Genomic DNA, 17447 nt, shown 5'->3' on the forward strand with positions numbered 1-17447 from the left:
CTTTCCTCCGTTAATTAGGCCTCAGTAACGAGATCAAAAATATGCCGGACCGTATGACTCTCTGCGTAGCCCTCTTCCTCACGTTCGCCAGACAAGGCAGTTGTAGGACAAGCTTCTACACATTTTAAACAGCCTTTGCAGTATTGATAATCAATACCTTGCAGGAACATTTGTGGACGTCCCTTCTTATCAGGCTGCTCATCCCAAACAAAACACAGATCAGGACACACCGTATCGCACTGCGCACAATGAATACAATCCTCCTGCTTAAAATGAGGCAGCAAACCGGAGCGAGAAATGCTCAAGTTCTTTAAAAAGCTGCTGCCAGGATTCGTAATGGTACCGCCGATTGGCTGTGTTTCATAACCCAATGCGGAAATATCAGACCGCACGAACTCAGGCATTGTCACGCCCGCAGGCAGTGGAAAATGCATAAACTTAACTTCATTAAATCCACGGTCGAAAGTAGTCAGTGCTGACTGTACTGCCTGTGGATATTTTTTGCCTAGTGATTTCTCTATAACGCCTTTCATAATTTCAGGGTCCAAGAAATCACACATCCGGAACAACGCGCCTAGCATCGCCATATTAACGCGGTTTTTCTCATCTAAGGCGATAGTTGTAGCATCAACGACTGCAATAGTTCCTGCCATCATATTCAGGGAGGATTTCAATTCCTCCGGCGATTTTGCTGAGTTCACCAATACTGTGCTATGTTCATAAATTCCGCTAATTACGTTAACTGTCTTTGCTAATGCTTCGTGAAATACCCCAACAACATGCGGACGCTCAACCGGAGACGTGTCACGAATAGGCGTATTCAAATCACAAAACCGGATATGCGCTTTTACCGCTGATCCCTTCTTCTCCGAACCATATGACGAAAAGCTGACCCCATTCATTCCAGCACCGACAACACCTGCTTCTGCAAGCATTTTACCAGCCAGGTTCGCACCCAACCCTCCAATTGACTCCAGACGAATCTCAAAAAATCCGAGCTCGTTCACTTTTGGTAACTGTACCACCGACATAGCCCCTTTCAGAATGTCATCTAGTATAATATCCTTTTGACTTTTTCAACGATTGTAACTTGATTTTGCAAGACGCGAAGTGACAAATCTTGCATTTTCCAAGTGTTGCCTAAGCTTATTTATCTACTTTCATTTAGCAATAAAATTAAAAATTAAGATGTTAAATTCATCACATTCTTCATGATAAATATCACACACCGATGAAAAATCACCTCTATTTCTACAAATGTGTATCATTTATACTTTTCAACTAGTCCATTTCAGGATAAACTGATTCTTGGTGTAATTTTTTGAACCTACTTAGGAGGCATTAAATGTGAAGTCAAACGAAGCATCATTACAGAAAAAATTGCTTCCACGGCATATCAGCTTTATGGCGATGGGCGGCGTAATCGGTACGGGGATTTTTAAAGGAAGCTCTGAAACGATAAGCATTGCTGGACCAGGGGTTGTTCTCTCCTATGTATTGGCAGGCTTGCTGCTACTAGTCGTTATGGGTGCAATTGCCGAAATGGCCACGGTATACCCGAACAAAAATATGAAGGAATTCATCCGCGAGGCTTTTGGAGAACGGCTCTCCTTTATCGTGGGTTGGCTATATTGCTTCATGTGGTTGACTGTCTGCGTGATCGAAGTGCTGGCGGCAGGAAGCTTCTTGCAATACTGGTTACCGGATGTTCCATTATGGCTACTGAGTCTAGCAAGTGGTGCTTTAATTATTGGCATCAATATGATGAGTGTAAGCGGTTATGGAGAGACGGAGTTTTGGTTAGCAGGAATCAAAATAGCTATGATTATCATCTTTATTATTCTGGGAGCTGCATTATTGTTTGGGCTATTGCCTATGTCTGAAGGGACTCCCTATTTAAGTAATTTTACGGATTATGGCGGATTATTCCCACAAGGCTGGACACCTATCTTCTCTGCCCTTCTGGTCGTCATGTTCTCCTACGGCGGATCTGAGCTGATTGGACTAACTTTAACAGAAACTCAAGATGCAGAAAAAGTGTTGCCTAGAGTTGTCAAAAGCTTCATTTTACGTGTTATTCTGTTCTACACCATTCCAATTCTGATCATCTGTGGGTTAATTCCTTGGAATCAGCTTAACGAGCATACCAGCCCCTTTGTGCAGGTATTAGCAGCTACAGGACTTAAGGGTGCTGACCATGTTATGAACTTCATACTGATTACGGCTGTGCTCTCTGCTGCTAACTCTGGTATCTACGGCGCCACACGGATGTTGCACTCTTTGGCTTCACAGGGTGAAGCTCCACGTAGCTTAGCAAAAACCTCAGCAAAAGGTGTGCCGATCAACAGTCTTAAACTTTGCGCTATAGTTCTTTTTGTTGGTTCTATGTTAGCGTACTTCGCACAGGATGGACTTTTCCGGCTGCTGATGGCTGTTCCCGGCTTCGTAGTAAGCTTGGTATGGATCAGCATCTGCCTATCACAGCTGAAGCTGCGGAAAACCTATCCTAAAGAGCCAAGCTTTAAAGTGTGGGGTTTCCCTTATATTACGATTTTGACGCTTATCTGTTTGTCGGTTATCACGATTTCCTTCCTTTTCGACACTCAGAACCGGATCAGCATAGGCACATGTCTGGGCTTCCTGCTGATGCTTACCATCTGGTCATTCGCGAAATTCCGGAAGAAGAACTAAACTATATATCTCGCACTAACATGAAAAAAGGTGTATCCATTGTTCTTCGCGATTGCGTAGAACGGGGATACACCTTTTCTTATGGGACCGTTGATTTGCTCACTCGCACCGGATACGCCCCATTCTGCGGTATATATACCGTTGATTTACCTACTCACACCGGATGCGCCTCATTCTACGGGATTTATACCGTTGATTTGCTCACTCGCACCGGATTCGCCTCATTCTGCGGGATTTATACCGTTGATTTACCTACTCACACCGGATTCGCCTCATTCTGCGGTATATATACCGTTGATTTACCTACTCGCACCGGATATGCCTCATTCTGCGGTATATATACCGTTGATTTGCTCACTCGCACCGGATTCGCCTCATTCTGCGGGATATATACCGTTGATTTGCTCACTCACACCGGATTCGCCTCATTCTACGGGATTTATACCGTTGATTTACCTAATCGCACCGGATTCGCCTCATTCTGCGGGATTTATACCGTTGATTTGCTCACTCACACCGGATGCACCTCATTCTGCGGGATTTATACCGTTCATTTGCCCACTCGCACCGGATACGCCTCATTCTGCGGGATTTATACCGTTGATTTGCTCACTCACACCGGATGCACCTCATTCTGCGGGATTTATACCGTTGATTTGCCCACTCGCACCGGATTCGCCTCATTCTGCGGGATTTATACCGTTGATTCGCCCACTCGCACCGGATATGCCTCATTCTGCGGGATATATACCGTTGATTTACCTACTCACACCGGATGCGCCTCATTCTGCGGGATATATACCGTTGATTTGCCTACTCTCACCGGATTCGCCTCATTCTACGGGATTTATACCGTTGATTTGCCTACTCTCACCGGATTCGCCTCATTCTGCGGTATATATACCGTTGATTTACCTACTCACACCGGATACGCCTCATTCTGCGGGATTTATACCGTTGATTTACCCACTCGTACTGGATTCGTCTCATTCTAGGGGATTTACTTATTCTTTTGGGGTATGGTAATTTCTCGATGTACTTTAAGTAGTGTTCTGTTGCACAAAATGCAACGAAATCCAAATCAGATATACGCGGACAAACTAGCTAAATATACTTTCAGAAAATAAACTTACGGCGTTCGAAGTTAACAAACGCAAGCTTCACCCAACGTCAGCTTCCCCCAAACGTCGGCTTCACCCAAACGCAAAAAAGCACAGGAATCTAATCTTCCCGTGCTTCTTTCCATCGAAACTACAAAATCTACTCGATCTCCGGCTGAATATGCTCCGCGATCAATTGTTGCTTGCTGGTCCAGACCTTCTCACTCAGATTCACCCGGTACACCTCTGGATTGAGCTTACGCAGATATTCCGGCCAGAACAGATCCTTCTGCTCCCGATGGTAACGGCGAACTTCATTCAGATCCGGCAAAGTATAAACTTGGAAGCCGTTCACGTAAATCGGTTCAAGCATTGGCAGTGCTTCATAACGCTCCACATACTTGTGCATGTATGGATGCAGCGGATTAAACAGCTTCACCCGACCGCCGTTACGTGGAGCTTCCTCTTCCGGGAAGCAGATATAATCTGCTAGCGCTTTGCCATTTTTCCCGATAATCCGGAATACGTCCTTGCTGCCTGGTGTGGATACTTTTTCAGGGTTAGAAGAAATCTTGATTGTCGGTACCATTTCTCCAGTTGCGGACTCAATTTCTACCAGCTTATAGACCCCACCCAAAGAGGGTTGATCCGAAGCCGTAATCAATTGTGTGCCTACACCCCATGTGTCGATGGCTGCACCTTGCAGCTTCAGATCCATGATTGTATTCTCATCCAGATCGTTGGACGCCACAATCTTCACATAATCGAGCCCCGCTTCATCCAGCATATTCCGTGCCTGCCGGGATAGATAGGCCAAGTCACCGCTGTCTAAGCGGATACCGATCATCTTTTTACCTTGAGCTTCAAGCTTTTTAGCGGTTCTAATCGCATTCGGCACACCACTGCGCAACGTATCGAAGGTATCAACTAATAGTGTAACTTCATCCGGCATCACCTTGGCATAAGCATCAAAAGCTTCCTGCTCACTGCTGAAGCTCTGAACCCAAGAATGAGCATGTGTACCTTTGGTAGGGATGCCAAACATTTTACCTGCCAGCATGTTGGAGGTTGCATCAAAGCCGCCGATATAGGCCGCTCTAGCGCCCCAGACCGCCGCATCCGCTTCTTGTGCCCGACGGGTACCAAACTCCAGCAGAATATCATTCGGAGCTACCTGCTTGATTCGGGAAGCCTTTGTAGCGATCAGCGTCTGGTAGTTCATGAAGTTCAGAATAGCGGTCTCCACCAGCTGCGCTTCCATGATCGTCCCTTCCACACGGATTAGCGGTTCATCCGGGAAAATCAACGCCCCTTCTTTCATCGAATAAACGTTGCCCTGAAAATGAAATTGCAGCAATTCTTCCAAAAAAGCAGGAGCGTAATTTTCTTCTTGCTCCGACAAGTAACGGATATCATCTTCGGTGAAACGCAAGCCGCCGATGTACCCCACGATACGCTCTAATCCTGCGAACACGGCATAGCCGTTTCCGAAAGGCAATTTGCGGAAATAAGCTTCAAATACAGCTTTTCGCTTATGGCTTCCATTCACCCAGTGGGCATACATCATATTGATCTGATATTTATCTGTATGTAGCGCAAGTTCTCTCTTCAAGTCCTCATCTCCTAATATCCACGTTGCTGTATGTGTATGTTTTTTATAGTATTATGCCTTAACAACGTCTGCTCCTAAACTTCCCCGGAAATGATTTAGTGCCCATTTATGTCCATCCGCGTTGAAGCTGGCGACCGCATCTTCGTGCACAGTAATAGTAAAACCTTTGTTATATGCATCCACCGCAGTGTGCAAAACACATATATCTGTACATACGCCAATCAAATGAAGGTCAGTAATGCCACGTTCCCGCAGCTTAATCTCCAGATCAGTTCCACTAAAAGCGCTATATCGAGTTTTGTCTATCCAATAGATGGAATCCTGGTCAGCTTCATAAACAGTTTTCAAACTTCCATAAAGCTCCCGCCCTCTAGTCCCTCGTACATTGTGAGGTGGAAACAGTTTACTCTCGGGATGATAAGGATCATTGTCTTCATGTAAATCCACAGCCATTACAACATAATCGCCATTTTGGACAAACTCAGACGTTAATTGGCTGATTCTTGGCTCGATATCGATTGCAGGCTGCCCAACCGGTAAATTCCCATCGACAAAATCATTGGTAAAGTCAATTACTATTAGTGCTCTCATGAGAATCGTCCCTCCCCTGATTTAAGACACTACGTATAAATGGACAACAATGGCTCGTGATCTGTAAACATATACAGCTGAGCCGGGCGTTGTGAGTATTGATTGGAGCTGAGTGCATTGCCCTCTTCATCTCTCACTTCTTTTAATATACCCTGACGGCTGCGTGTTGACGTGATTTTACGAATAAAATTTGGTTCTTTAAATTCTGGCACTACTGTCTGAATTACCTGATAAAGCTCACTTAGCGTAAAATGCCTAGGCAAAAACTGTCTTGCTATCGTTGTCTGCAGCATTTGCTGTTGGATACGTACGTATGCATCCTTGATGATTTCATGGTGGTCAAAAGCGAGCTCCAGTTCTTCTAACGCTTCCTGCAACGTAAATAAACCCACTTCACCCGCATCGTCGGAAGCTTGTCTTTGCTCCAGCATCCACTCTTCTACTAAAGCGAAAAAGGCATGACTGATAATCCATCCCCGAGGGTCGCGGCCAGGTGTACTATAAACCCCAAGATATTCTAAGTGACCTCCATCAACACCGGTCTCTTCTTTCAGCTCACGAGTTGCAGCATCATATATAGACTCATCTTCCTGACAGAATCCGCCTGGTAGAGCCCACATGCCTGCACATGGCCATTTTTTCCGTCTAATTAACATTACCTTCAACTCACGTAAAGGCAGCGTCTTGGTGACCGTCTTCCGCTCGCGTTTGGTAAGTGTAAACATTACAATGTCGGCCGGAACACCATCCGGTGTACGATATTTTTTGGCGTTATAGGTTAATTCCCCATTGTCGCTCATAATTGCCCCATCCTTTTCCGAAGCTGTAGTTTTACTTATTCGTATCTTTAAATGTACCAAACATGTTCTTCATAAATCAACAGATGAATTCCATTATTTTACATTATCCTACAAAAAAGACTATATGAGAAACGACGTTGTCGTTGAATTATAAGGATTATGTATTTTCATGTACTTTACTTCTACCTCTTATATTGAAATAAAGGGACGGATCTGCATCCGCCCCCTGAACTGAGTGTGGGTTATCCGCATGTGGTCGGAGGCGCTTCAGTGCCGGCTTCCACATTTATTTTTTCCGAAACGGTATCTCTAATCACGGAAATTACCAGCTGAAGCAAATAATTAATGTCGCTCTGGCTTTGCTGAAATTCGTTCACGACTGGAATACCGTCGATCTCATCTTGCAGCACTTCAATTTCACGTTCAATTTTGGCGACCATATCTTTATTATTGAAGCTTTCGAAGGCCACGATTTCTTTTTGTTTTTTCTTAATGGTCGCAATCAGTCCTTGCACACGCTCGTGATTAAGAATTTTTTGCTCAGCCTGCTGAAAATGGCGTACCTCTTCACTGGTTGAGATTAATGATGCTAGTTCTTTAGCTTTGCCCATAATATCCTCGCGAACGATCAGATCACGGGTATTATAAGTTTTCATTCCATATTTATTCAACTGTTGTTCTTCTGTACTCATTAGTCATCTCCCCATTCGTATGTGATTAATGAACAGCTGCGGCCTCGACCACAATATCCCCTTTAATGTACCATGTTTTGGTATCTGTAATTCTCACGTTTACAAATGTGCCGATAAGCTCCTTAGGACCTTCAAAATGGACCAGCTTGTTAGCGCGGGAACGGCCGGAAAGGACTTCGGAGTTATTCTTACTCTCCCCTTCAACCAATACCTCTACAACTTCACCCAGCATCCGGTCATTAATGATCCGGCTGTTCTCTTTGATGAGATCATTTAATCTTTGCAGACGTTCACTCTTCACCGACATCGGTACATTATCTTCCATCGCCGCTGCTGGTGTGCCCTCACGTGGAGAATAAATGAACGTATATGCCATATCATACCCAACCTCACGCACAAGCGATAGGGTATCTTCAAATTGCTCATCAGTCTCCCCAGGGAAACCAACGATAATATCGGTACTTAATACAGCATTCGGCACACTTATCTTAATCTTGCGTACTAATTCCAGATAAGCTTCCCGGGTATATTTACGGCTCATTTTCTTAAGAACGGCAGTACTTCCCGATTGAACCGGCAGATGGATATGCTCCACCAAGTTGCCGCCTTTGCCTAAAACCTCAATCAATTTATCGTCAAAATCTCGCGGATGCGATGTCATGAAGCGAATGCGCGGAATATCAATCAGACGCATATCATCCATCAGGTTACCGAAGGTGTAATCAATATCCGTAAAATCTTTACCGTAAGCATTTACGTTCTGCCCCAATAGCGTTACTTCCTTGAAGCCTTGGCGCGCAAGCTCTCTCACCTCAGCGATAACGTCCTCTGGACGACGACTGCGTTCTTTACCGCGTGTAAACGGTACGATGCAATACGTGCAGAACTTATCACAGCCATACATAATGTTCACCCAAGCGCGCATGCCTTCCCGCTTCTTCGGCAAGTTCTCAATAATGTCGCCTTCTTTGGACCATACCTCAACCACAAGCTCTTTACTAAATACCGCTTCTTTAATGAGGTGTGGCAACCTGTGAATATTATGCGTACCGAAGATCATATCCACGAAGCCATGCTTTGACATAATCCGGTTGACTACGCCTTCCTCTTGGGACATGCAACCGCATACCCCTAACAACAGACCCGGCTTCTCGATCTTCAGGTTCTTAAGATGTCCTAGCTCTCCAAATACCTTATCCTCGGCGTTCTCCCGAATCGCACAAGTATTCAGCAAAATGAGATCCGCGTCATTCCGGTCAGCGACACTGCGGTAGCCCATCTGTTCCAATAGGCCCTTCATCGTTTCCGTGTCATGCTCATTCATTTGGCAGCCATAAGTCGTTATATGATAATATTTGCCCACTCCGAAATTCTGCATCTCTTCAGGAATCTCGAAATCATAATGCACTTCTATTTCTTCCTTGCCGCGCCGTTTTCCTTCTTTATAGTCAGGCTGGCTATTAATTTGCACATTTCTTCCTTTAATCCGGTAAGTAACCTTACCTTCCTCTTCACTAATTACCTTTGCATCACTAAAATCAAAATATTTCGAATAATCCTTAGAACCCTTGCCGGATTTTAAGTCCGGTGAGTTATGGTTCCCCTTTGTCATGCTGTTTTCACGTCCTCTATTGTTCAACAATTATTTTTATACTTTGCTAATTTAAAATTATAACATAATGCTGGCCTAACATAGAAGTGCCCGGTCTATTAATGATGTAATGAAGCGTTGCATATCGACAAAAAAATACCCCGCCAACGTTTGGCAGGGTCAAGTTCTATCATATTAAGGGGGGTATGCTACTATTATAAGCAGATACACTACTCTTGAAACAGTTACACAACCTCTTACCTAAAAAAATAGTCATTGTATATTCTGCTAGTTTTAGTAAAGCGTATTCGTTGCTTCAGGAGTAAATGGGATGATTTCGTCTATCGCTCCACTTTGTACTTTGGCAGGCCAAGCCGGATCGCTAATAAGCGCTCTGCCCACTGCAACCAAATCAAACTCCTCCCGATCGAACCTTTCAGTTAACTCATCAATATTATCCTCAGGCTTCTGAGCTTTATCTTCCTCGAAGAAATCGCTTTGCAGGCCAATAGAGCCTACTGTAATACACGGCTTCCCGGTAAGCTTCTTAGTCCACCCAGCTAAATTAAGATCAGAGCCAGCAAATTCAGGTTGACTGAAGCGTCGGGTCGAGCAATGAAAGATATCTACACCCGCTTCGCTAAGCGGTGCCAGGAAACTTGCAAGTTCTTCTGAAGTCTTCGCCAGCTTCTCATCATACGCCCCCAGCTTCCACTGGGAAAAGCGCAGCACAATTGGGAAGTCTGGTCCAACCGCTTGACGGCATGCTTTAATGATCTCGACAGCGAATGTTGTTCTTCCTACCAAATCGCCACCGTAACGATCGGTACGTTTATTCGTTCTATCCCAGAAGAACTGGTCTATCAGATACCCGTGAGCGCCATGCAGCTCGATGCCATCAAAGCCAACGCTTTTGGCATGTTCCGCCGCTTGAGCGAAGGCTGTTACTAAGCTTTCAACCTCTTCTGTGGTCAGCGGCTCTGTCACCAGCTCACCTGCTAAATTCAGACCCGAAGGGCCTACAGGAAGGGCTTCAACGTTAGGATACTCGCCGATTGTACGCGCCATCCCCACATGCCAAAGCTGCGGGATGATCTTGCCGCCAGCTGCGTGAACCTCTTCCACAACCTTCTTCCAGCCTTCTAAAGATGCTTCTTCATGTATATTAGGAATATCTTGGTGACTGACAGCCGCTGGATGATTTATCGCAGTACCCTCAGTAACAATTAATCCCACTCCACCCTCTGCACGTCTACGATAATAAGCGGCAACATTGCTTCCCGGCACACCCTTCGGAGACTGCGCGCGTGTCATCGGCGCCATTACAAATCGGTTCGACAGCGAAAGATTCCCCACTTGAAAAGGTAAAAATAGTTGCTCTGTATTCATATGTTACCTCCAATTTATTAATTGATTACTTTAAGTAAGCTTATTATCTACCCAAAAGATGGGAAATGCAAATTTTAAGAAAAAGACAACAAAAACCGGACCTCGCAGAATCTACGATTGCCCGGTTTCACCAAATTATAATGACTCTCTAGACTTCAAGAATCCCCGCTTTAGGTGTAACTCCAAATGCTTTAGCTAAATCCCATAGCTGTTGGTCTGTGATCTTTTGTTTGATTTCTCTACCGCCAATCAGGTTGTAGATCGTCGCAGCCTTTTCAACCGTTTCTACTAGACCAAAGGTAGCATCCATGGTGGAGCCAGTGCCAAAAATCCCATGCTGCGGCCAGATGACTAAACGGTGATCCTTCATTTTTTTGGCAGTCTCACGGCCGATTTCACTGCTGCCCGGAACAATCCACGGAATAACACTGACCCCATCAGGGAAAACAACAAGGCACTCTGTGCACATTTCCCATAACGTTTTGGTAAACTTCAGTTCATCCAGATCATGCGTGAAGGTCATCGCGATAACATTTGTAGCATGTGTATGCAGCACGATACGGTGTGTGGGATCTACTTTCAGACGTTCAATATGACTCATAAAATGCGAAGCGAGCTCACTCGTAGGAACTGCACCATTCCGCAATCCCCACAATACTTCCACACTTTCGCCATTGCCGCTAACCCTTAACACACCCAGATTCGCTTCAGGGTCTTTAATCACATTTCTGAAATATTTGCCCGAACCTGTTACGATAAAATACTTGCCTGCTAATTCTTTTACCGGAAAGGTGAGTTTGATCGTGCGCAACGGCTCCAGTACATTAATATACTTAGCCACCTCATTCTCATCCAGTAAATAGCTGACATTCCCACCATTCAGTTCATCCCAGCCAAGCTCCCACATATGACGGGTGATCTCTGACATTTCCTGAATAAATGGAGCTTCACTGCTGGCAATATAACCTTTTGATTCTAACAAGGATGTACTCATAGTCTATTCTCTCCTTTGTATTTGCTGCTCTCCGTATCCACTTCTATCTTAAAGACAAAACGTCTTGTTCATAATTTTTCACTTCAGTAAGCCATTGCTCACGCACCGGTGTACCTTGTGATGCACAGTAGTAATCCCAGACCGCTCCAAACGGATACGATTTGAACTCTTCTACCAGAGCAAGACGTGAAGTATAATCCCCGGACCGCTCGATTTGCTTAAGTTCTTCCACTGGTTCCAGCATCGCACGCAGCAACGCCTTAATAGTGTTGCGGGTGCCAATGACCCATGCCGCGAGATGATTGATACTGCCATCAAAGAAATCCAATCCAATATTCGTACGAGGAAGTAAATCCCCGCGAACCAATTCACGGGCGATTTCCAGCAGCTCATCATCCATTGTTACCACATGGTCACTGTCCCAGCGGACAGGTCTGCTGACATGCAGCAGCAGCTGCTCACTGAACATCAGAATCGAAGATAATTTATTCGAAATCACTTCTGTAGGATGAAAATGTCCCGCATCCAAACAGATCGCTTTTCCATTTGTTAAACCATAACCCATATAGAATTCATGAGAGCCAACCACATAACTTTCAGAACCAATTCCAAACAGTTTACTTTCCAAGGCATCCATATTATAAAGCGGATCTATTTCCTGACTAAAAATCTCATCCAGCGACTCTTTTAAACGTACTCTCGGAGCTAGCCGATCTACTGGCGTATCCTTATATCCGTCTGGAATCCAAAAGTTCGTCACACAAGGCTGACCCAGCTCCCGCCCAAAATGCTCAGCGATCGTACGCGAAGCTTTACAGTGTCTGATCCAGAAATTCCGAATCTCCGCGTCCGAATGACTGAGAGTGAATCCATCAGCTGCTTTCGGATGTGAGAAACAAGTAGGGTTAAAATCAAGTCCTAAGCCCTGCTCCTTCGCCCAATCCACCCAGGATTGAAAATGTCGTGGCTCTAGTTCATCCAAATCTACAGGTTCATCTGTATCTGCGTAAATAGCATGCAGGTTAACCTTATGTTTACCAGGAATAAGAGATAACGCCTTTTCTAAATCTTGACGTAGTTCATCTGGTGTACCCGCCCGGCCCGGATAACTTCCCGTTACCGCAATGCCCCCGCTTAGTTCTTTTTCCTTAAAAAGAAAACCTTTTACATCATCACCCTGCCAGCAATGTATGGAAATTTTAATTTGCGCGAGTCGCTCCAGCACTTTATCCACATCAATACCGTGGGCTGCGTATAGTTTTTTGGCTTCGTTATAAATAGTGATAATGCTCTGATCCATGCTGTTTATCCTCCTAAATTAGTGCAACGTCTGTTTCGCTTAGATAAGCTCATTCACCTTGGACAGATGAAGGCTTCTCCAGCGATTTAGAATGTTATTAAAATGCTTGATCGGCTGCGGAATGTATGATGTTATTTCAAAAGATTGTTCGATAATAGCTCTTGCCTCAGTTATGTCTGCAATGGAATCTGTGCTAATCATCTGCACTACTATATTTCCTAGAGCAGTCGCTTCCGTTGGTCCAGCCTTTACTTCCCTGCCGATAACGTCAGCGGTTAGTTGGCATAAAAGCCGATTGTTCGCCCCGCCGCCGACAATTTGCAATCCCTCGATCCGACGTTCTGTCAGCTCCTCCAACTCTTCCAAATAAGTTAGATAGGATAACGCCAAGCTGTCAAAAACACAACGTGCTAACTGTCCAGGTGTCTCCGGAGCGGGCTGCCCACTCTCCATACAGGCACTGCGGATTTCTTCTATCATGTTCGATGGATTAAGAAACCTTGGTGCATTACAAGGGATCAGGCTGCGAAACCCCTCTTCTCCCTGTGCAAGCTCTGCAAGCTCCGCAAAACTATAACAATTGTTCAGTAATCTGCGAACCTCTTGAATAAGCCATAAGCCCATTACATTTTTGAGGAATCTATAAGTTCCGTAGGCTCCCCACTCATTGGTGTAGTTAGCCTGCATGGCTTTTAGAGAATTTAGAGGCTCCGTTCTTTCTACACCGAGTAAAGACCAAGTTCCACTGCTGATATAAGCTGAGCCTTCTTGAAGTGGAGCACCTAGCACTGCTGAGGCCGTATCATGGGAAGCCACACAGATCAGCTGGCATTCAGGCAGGTCATATTGTTGGATTAAAGCTTCGTCAAGAGGACCAACCACTACACCAGGCTCAGTTAATTTTGCAAATTGATCTTTCCTGATATTCAAAAATTCTAATAGGTCATCGTCAAAATCCCGGCTTTCCAGATTCAACAGCTGTGTTGTAGATGCAATCGTAACCTCGTTGATTTTACGGCCAGTCAGTCGGTAATATAGATAATCTGGTACAAGTAAAATCTGATCCGCTTGCGCTAGCTCTTCTTCTTTATGAACATATAACTGATTCAAGGTATTGATGGATAACTGCTGGATTCCTGTCTTTTCATAGACGGTTTGTGGTGAAAGCTGTTGTGCCACCTGATCCACAGCCAGATCCGTTCTGCGGTCCCGGTAGGCGTATACTTCCTGAACACGATTCCCGTCCGCATCTACCAGCACATAATCTACACCCCATGTATCAATACCGAGCGTACAGGTAGTAATTCCATCGGTTTTAGCCTTCCGAAGCCCGATCATAATCTGCTCTACTAAATAATCAATGTCCCAGAAACAGGAACCCTCTTGTTCCGTAAAGCTATTGCTAAAGCGATGAAGCTCTTCTAAGGAAAGAATACCTTCTTGCAATATTCCGCGCACCAGCCGCCCACTTGAGGCACCGATGTCAACGGCGATGTGATTATTCATAAACAATCTCCTATGATAAGGGGTGATTTATAATATTTTTTTGAACAGTGTAATAACTTCTTCTTTAGTAGGAATAAAAGGGTTCCCTGGTGCACAAGCATCCTTCATCGAATTTTCAGCCAAAAGATCAAGATCTACTTCTTCTACACCAAGCTCGGATAATTTGGCTGGAATCCCTACTTCTTTAGACAACGCCTTGATCGACTCAATTACGAAATCTGCGCATTGTTTATCCGTTTGGTTCTCTACATTAAGTCCAATCGCTTTAGCAATGGATCTGAATTTCTCAGGCACATATTTGGCATTTTCTTCTTCCACAAAAGGCAGCAGCATCGCGTTACATACGCCGTGCGGCAGATCGTATACGCCGCCCAGCTGATGCGCCATCGCATGCACATAACCAAGCCCCGCATTATTGAAAGCCAATCCGCCAAGGAATATCGCGTATACCATCTGTTCACGCGCTTCGATATCATGGCCATTCTTCACAGTACGAGCCAGATTAGCAAAAATAAGCTCCACTGCGGCTAGTGCCGTAGCATCGGTTACCGGATATGCTCCCGGCGTCACCAGCGCTTCAATCGCATGAGTCAATGCATCCATACCCGTGGCCGCGGTAAGTGCAGCGGGTTTATCAACCATAAGCTCAGGATCGTTGACTGAAATCGTCGCAAGGCTGTTCTTATCTACCATAACCATCTTCACTTTGCGTTCTTCGTCTGTGATTACATAGTTAATGGTCACTTCAGCCGAAGTACCAGCAGTGGTATTCACGGCGACAATCGGCAGTGATTTATGCTTAGACTTGTGTACACCTTCATATTCTTTGATATGACCGCCATTTGTGGCAATGATACCAATGGCTTTGGCAGTATCCTGTGGTGATCCACCGCCAATGGAAATCAGATAATCACAATTCTGCGCTTTGAGATAATCAACGCCATCGTGGACATTTTTACAGGTCGGATTGGGTTTCACTTCATCATAGATGGCATATTCAATCTCCGCTTCGTCCAATACCGTCAGCAATTTACCAGCAATGCCACTTTTCATAAGGAATTTGTCCGTAACAACAAGCGCCTTTTTTAATTTAAGCTCTTGGATGTATGGACCAATCTCCTGCAAGCATCCCTTGCCCATAATATTGATCGATGGAACATAATACACATGCGTGCTCATGCTTGACCAGCCTCCTAAAGTTAATTTATCAACACCAAAGTTTTACACACAACTCTGCAAGCTAGAGCGTAGTATTCCGGCTGCAGCGCCTCAGGTTGGTCTCTAAATCGCAACTGGGCCGGCTCTGGTATCTTTCAAATCTAATTACCACTACAGGACTTCTTTTCTCCTTCATCGTATGCCCGCAAATCTTTGTTGTCAACATTTTAAATATTATTTATGTTGTTTTTATTTGTTTTATATCCGTTTTGTGAATATTATTGGAAAACAAACATGATTTTACGTTGATTTTATTGCAAAACACAGATATTTGGAGCTATGATTAAGGAATATAAAGATTTCGGAAAGGTGATCCCTATGCTTGCAGCTGAAAGACGCAAAAAAATAATTGATCTTGTTCATCAGGATAAACGAGTATTAGTCTCTGATCTAAGCCGGATGTTTGAAGTTACAGAAGAGACGATACGCAGAGACTTGGAGAAGCTGGAGAAGGATGGCATTCTAAGCCGAACCTATGGCGGGGCCATGCTGAATCGTCACACGAACGAGGATTTGCCTTTTGTTACACGCAATGCGCTGAATACAGATATCAAACGGGGAATCGCCCTTAAGGCGCTAGATTTAATCAATGATGGAGATACGTTAATGGTGGATCCTAGCTCCACAGCCTTTGAGTTTCTAAAACTGCTTGGCAATAAAAACAATCTGACCATTATTACGAACTCGATTAATATTTTGCATGAGTTCTCGAATTCTGGGATGGATATCATCTCTACCGGAGGTTCTTTACGTTACCGATCCATGTCACTCGTGGGTCCTGTAGCACATGACACCATTCAAAGATACAATGTGGACACTGCGGTTATCAGTTGTAAAGGAATAGATTTGGAGCGAGGCATCACAGATTCTAATGAACCGGAGTGTGAGCTCAAGAAATATATGCTACGTCAAGCTAACAAGGTCATACTCCTGGCCGATCACACCAAATTCGATAAGACCGCCTTTACGAAGCTGATCGAGCTTGGCCAAATCGACTTTTTGATCACAGACCGCCAGCCTTCTGAGGTTTGGTTGAAGCGCCTGAACAAAGAGAATATTGAGCTTCTCTATTAATCGGGCTCAAACGCCTTCGCAGCCCATTTAAAAATGCCGTTCCCCAATGAGTAATGGGTGACGGCATTTGTTGTATGGAGATGATTATCTTTTTGTATAAACCTGAGAGATTGGGACTACGTTGACTGTTGATTTGGGATTTTCGCGTTGCACTTGCGTTGTAGTTTTTTTCCTGCAAATATATATAAGCGCTGGTGGAAAATTCAGCAGCACCCACTTCGTGTGTAGGATCTCAAAATGCTGGCTCAACTCTGTTTTCATCCGCGGAAAATATTCATAGGTTATAAACCACCCTCCTTCTTTTAAAGAAGAAATGATCTGTTCCATAAACCTAGTGCGGTCTGGCTTCGAGAAATTCATCAAAGACAAACTACTCACGATACAATCCAGCTTCTCCAGACTGCTGTTATGAAGCGCAAGACGCAGCCGGAGACAATCGTTGTTGCAGAAACATCCGGGGAATTCCTCTCTTAACTGACTGCGAAAATCAGGATCTATTTCAAATAGAAGAACATTCATACCGGTCTTTTCTCCACGCGGAATAAACCTTGTGATTGCACCAGTCCCCGCACCCAACTCAGCCATAGAATGCACTTGGTTCCAAGGCACTGGATCAAGCAACGTCTGGGCCAGCCAATGTGAACTGGGAGTTACACTACCATATTGTCGGGGCGCATGCAGAAATTTATTTAGAAAATGAAGTCGCTCACGAATTCCACTTTGCATGAAATCTCCCCCTTGCTTCCTAACTTACCCTTCTACCCCTAAAATATGTAAACTGCATTAAATTCGTACTCCATCTATACTTCCCATTATCTATTCCCCTTAAAATAAAAAGCCCAAATTTCTCCGCAACATAAATTGCGGGAAATTCGAGCTTGTAAACACT

General features: G+C 44.6%; 15 protein-coding genes. 3 read left to right on the forward strand and 12 right to left on the reverse strand.

The window, feature by feature from the left end; translation table 11 throughout:
• Window positions 1–14: 14 nt before the first annotated feature.
• Window positions 15–1025 (reverse strand): 2-oxoacid:acceptor oxidoreductase family protein, encoded by a 1011-nt coding sequence (locus NSQ91_RS18320; RefSeq protein WP_038571642.1) that lies wholly within the window; start codon window positions 1023–1025, stop codon window positions 15–17.
• Between the two features lie 322 nt (window positions 1026–1347).
• On the opposite strand from NSQ91_RS18320, the gene NSQ91_RS18325 reads away from it, so the two are divergent.
• Window positions 1348–2691, forward strand: a complete 1344-nt coding sequence (locus tag NSQ91_RS18325) for an amino acid permease (RefSeq protein ID WP_036688050.1) — start codon at window positions 1348–1350, stop codon at window positions 2689–2691.
• Window positions 2628–3686, forward strand: coding sequence for a hypothetical protein (locus tag NSQ91_RS18330; RefSeq protein WP_340919246.1), 1059 nt, complete (start codon window positions 2628–2630; stop codon window positions 3684–3686). Before NSQ91_RS18325 ends, NSQ91_RS18330 begins: the two co-directional genes overlap by 64 nt.
• A 265-nt stretch (window positions 3687–3951) precedes the next feature.
• On the opposite strand, the gene NSQ91_RS18335 is transcribed toward NSQ91_RS18330, so the two are convergent.
• The 10 genes from NSQ91_RS18335 to NSQ91_RS18380 all read right to left on the reverse strand — a co-directional run bounded on the left by NSQ91_RS18335 (window position 3952) and on the right by NSQ91_RS18380 (window position 15445).
• Window positions 3952–5403: a nicotinate phosphoribosyltransferase gene (locus tag NSQ91_RS18335; RefSeq protein WP_076128292.1), complete on the reverse strand. Its 1452-nt coding sequence runs from the start codon at window positions 5401–5403 to the stop codon at window positions 3952–3954.
• A gap of 51 nt (window positions 5404–5454) precedes the next feature.
• Complete coding sequence (locus NSQ91_RS18340) at window positions 5455–5994, reverse strand: cysteine hydrolase family protein (protein WP_076184470.1); 540 nt, start codon at window positions 5992–5994, stop codon at window positions 5455–5457.
• Window positions 5995–6023: 29 nt separating this feature from the next.
• Window positions 6024–6794: an NUDIX domain-containing protein gene (locus NSQ91_RS18345; RefSeq protein ID WP_036688055.1), complete on the reverse strand. Its 771-nt coding sequence runs from the start codon at window positions 6792–6794 to the stop codon at window positions 6024–6026.
• A gap of 242 nt (window positions 6795–7036) precedes the next feature.
• Entirely contained in the window at window positions 7037–7486 is a 450-nt protein-coding gene (locus tag NSQ91_RS18350; protein WP_076128288.1) for a RicAFT regulatory complex protein RicA family protein, read from the reverse strand.
• Between the two features lie 25 nt (window positions 7487–7511).
• The gene (miaB, locus tag NSQ91_RS18355; protein WP_038571650.1) at window positions 7512–9098 is read right to left on the reverse strand and encodes a tRNA (N6-isopentenyl adenosine(37)-C2)-methylthiotransferase MiaB; all 1587 of its coding nucleotides are present in this window, start codon (window positions 9096–9098) and stop codon (window positions 7512–7514) included.
• Window positions 9099–9371: 273 nt separating this feature from the next.
• Window positions 9372–10466 carry an NADH:flavin oxidoreductase gene (locus tag NSQ91_RS18360; RefSeq protein ID WP_312150392.1) on the reverse strand — a complete coding sequence of 365 codons (1095 nt, stop codon included), beginning with the start codon at window positions 10464–10466 and terminating at the stop codon, window positions 9372–9374.
• A 148-nt stretch (window positions 10467–10614) separates the two neighbouring features.
• Window positions 10615–11460, reverse strand: coding sequence for a rhamnulose-1-phosphate aldolase (gene rhaD, locus NSQ91_RS18365; RefSeq protein ID WP_036688060.1), 846 nt, complete (start codon window positions 11458–11460; stop codon window positions 10615–10617).
• Between the two features lie 43 nt (window positions 11461–11503).
• Window positions 11504–12760 carry an L-rhamnose isomerase gene (gene rhaA / locus NSQ91_RS18370; protein ID WP_076281686.1) on the reverse strand — a complete coding sequence of 419 codons (1257 nt, stop codon included), beginning with the start codon at window positions 12758–12760 and terminating at the stop codon, window positions 11504–11506.
• 39 nt (window positions 12761–12799) lie between these two features.
• A complete protein-coding gene (gene rhaB / locus NSQ91_RS18375; RefSeq protein WP_340919255.1) occupies window positions 12800–14266 on the reverse strand; it encodes a rhamnulokinase in 1467 nt (488 codons plus the stop codon).
• A gap of 27 nt (window positions 14267–14293) precedes the next feature.
• Window positions 14294–15445 carry an iron-containing alcohol dehydrogenase gene (locus tag NSQ91_RS18380; protein WP_076194676.1) on the reverse strand — a complete coding sequence of 384 codons (1152 nt, stop codon included), beginning with the start codon at window positions 15443–15445 and terminating at the stop codon, window positions 14294–14296.
• A gap of 357 nt (window positions 15446–15802) precedes the next feature.
• Here NSQ91_RS18380 and NSQ91_RS18385 point away from each other — a divergent pair, with 357 nt between their 5' ends.
• The gene (locus tag NSQ91_RS18385; protein ID WP_340394429.1) at window positions 15803–16558 is read left to right on the forward strand and encodes a DeoR/GlpR family DNA-binding transcription regulator; all 756 of its coding nucleotides are present in this window, start codon (window positions 15803–15805) and stop codon (window positions 16556–16558) included.
• 84 nt (window positions 16559–16642) lie between these two features.
• On the opposite strand, the gene NSQ91_RS18390 is transcribed toward NSQ91_RS18385, so the two are convergent.
• A complete protein-coding gene (locus tag NSQ91_RS18390; RefSeq protein WP_076194673.1) occupies window positions 16643–17284 on the reverse strand; it encodes a class I SAM-dependent methyltransferase in 642 nt (213 codons plus the stop codon).
• Between the last annotated feature and the right edge of the window lie 163 nt (window positions 17285–17447).

The organism is Paenibacillus sp. FSL R7-0048 (genome assembly GCF_038004505.1).
GTDB lineage: Bacteria > Bacillota > Bacilli > Paenibacillales > Paenibacillaceae > Paenibacillus_AQ > Paenibacillus_AQ odorifer.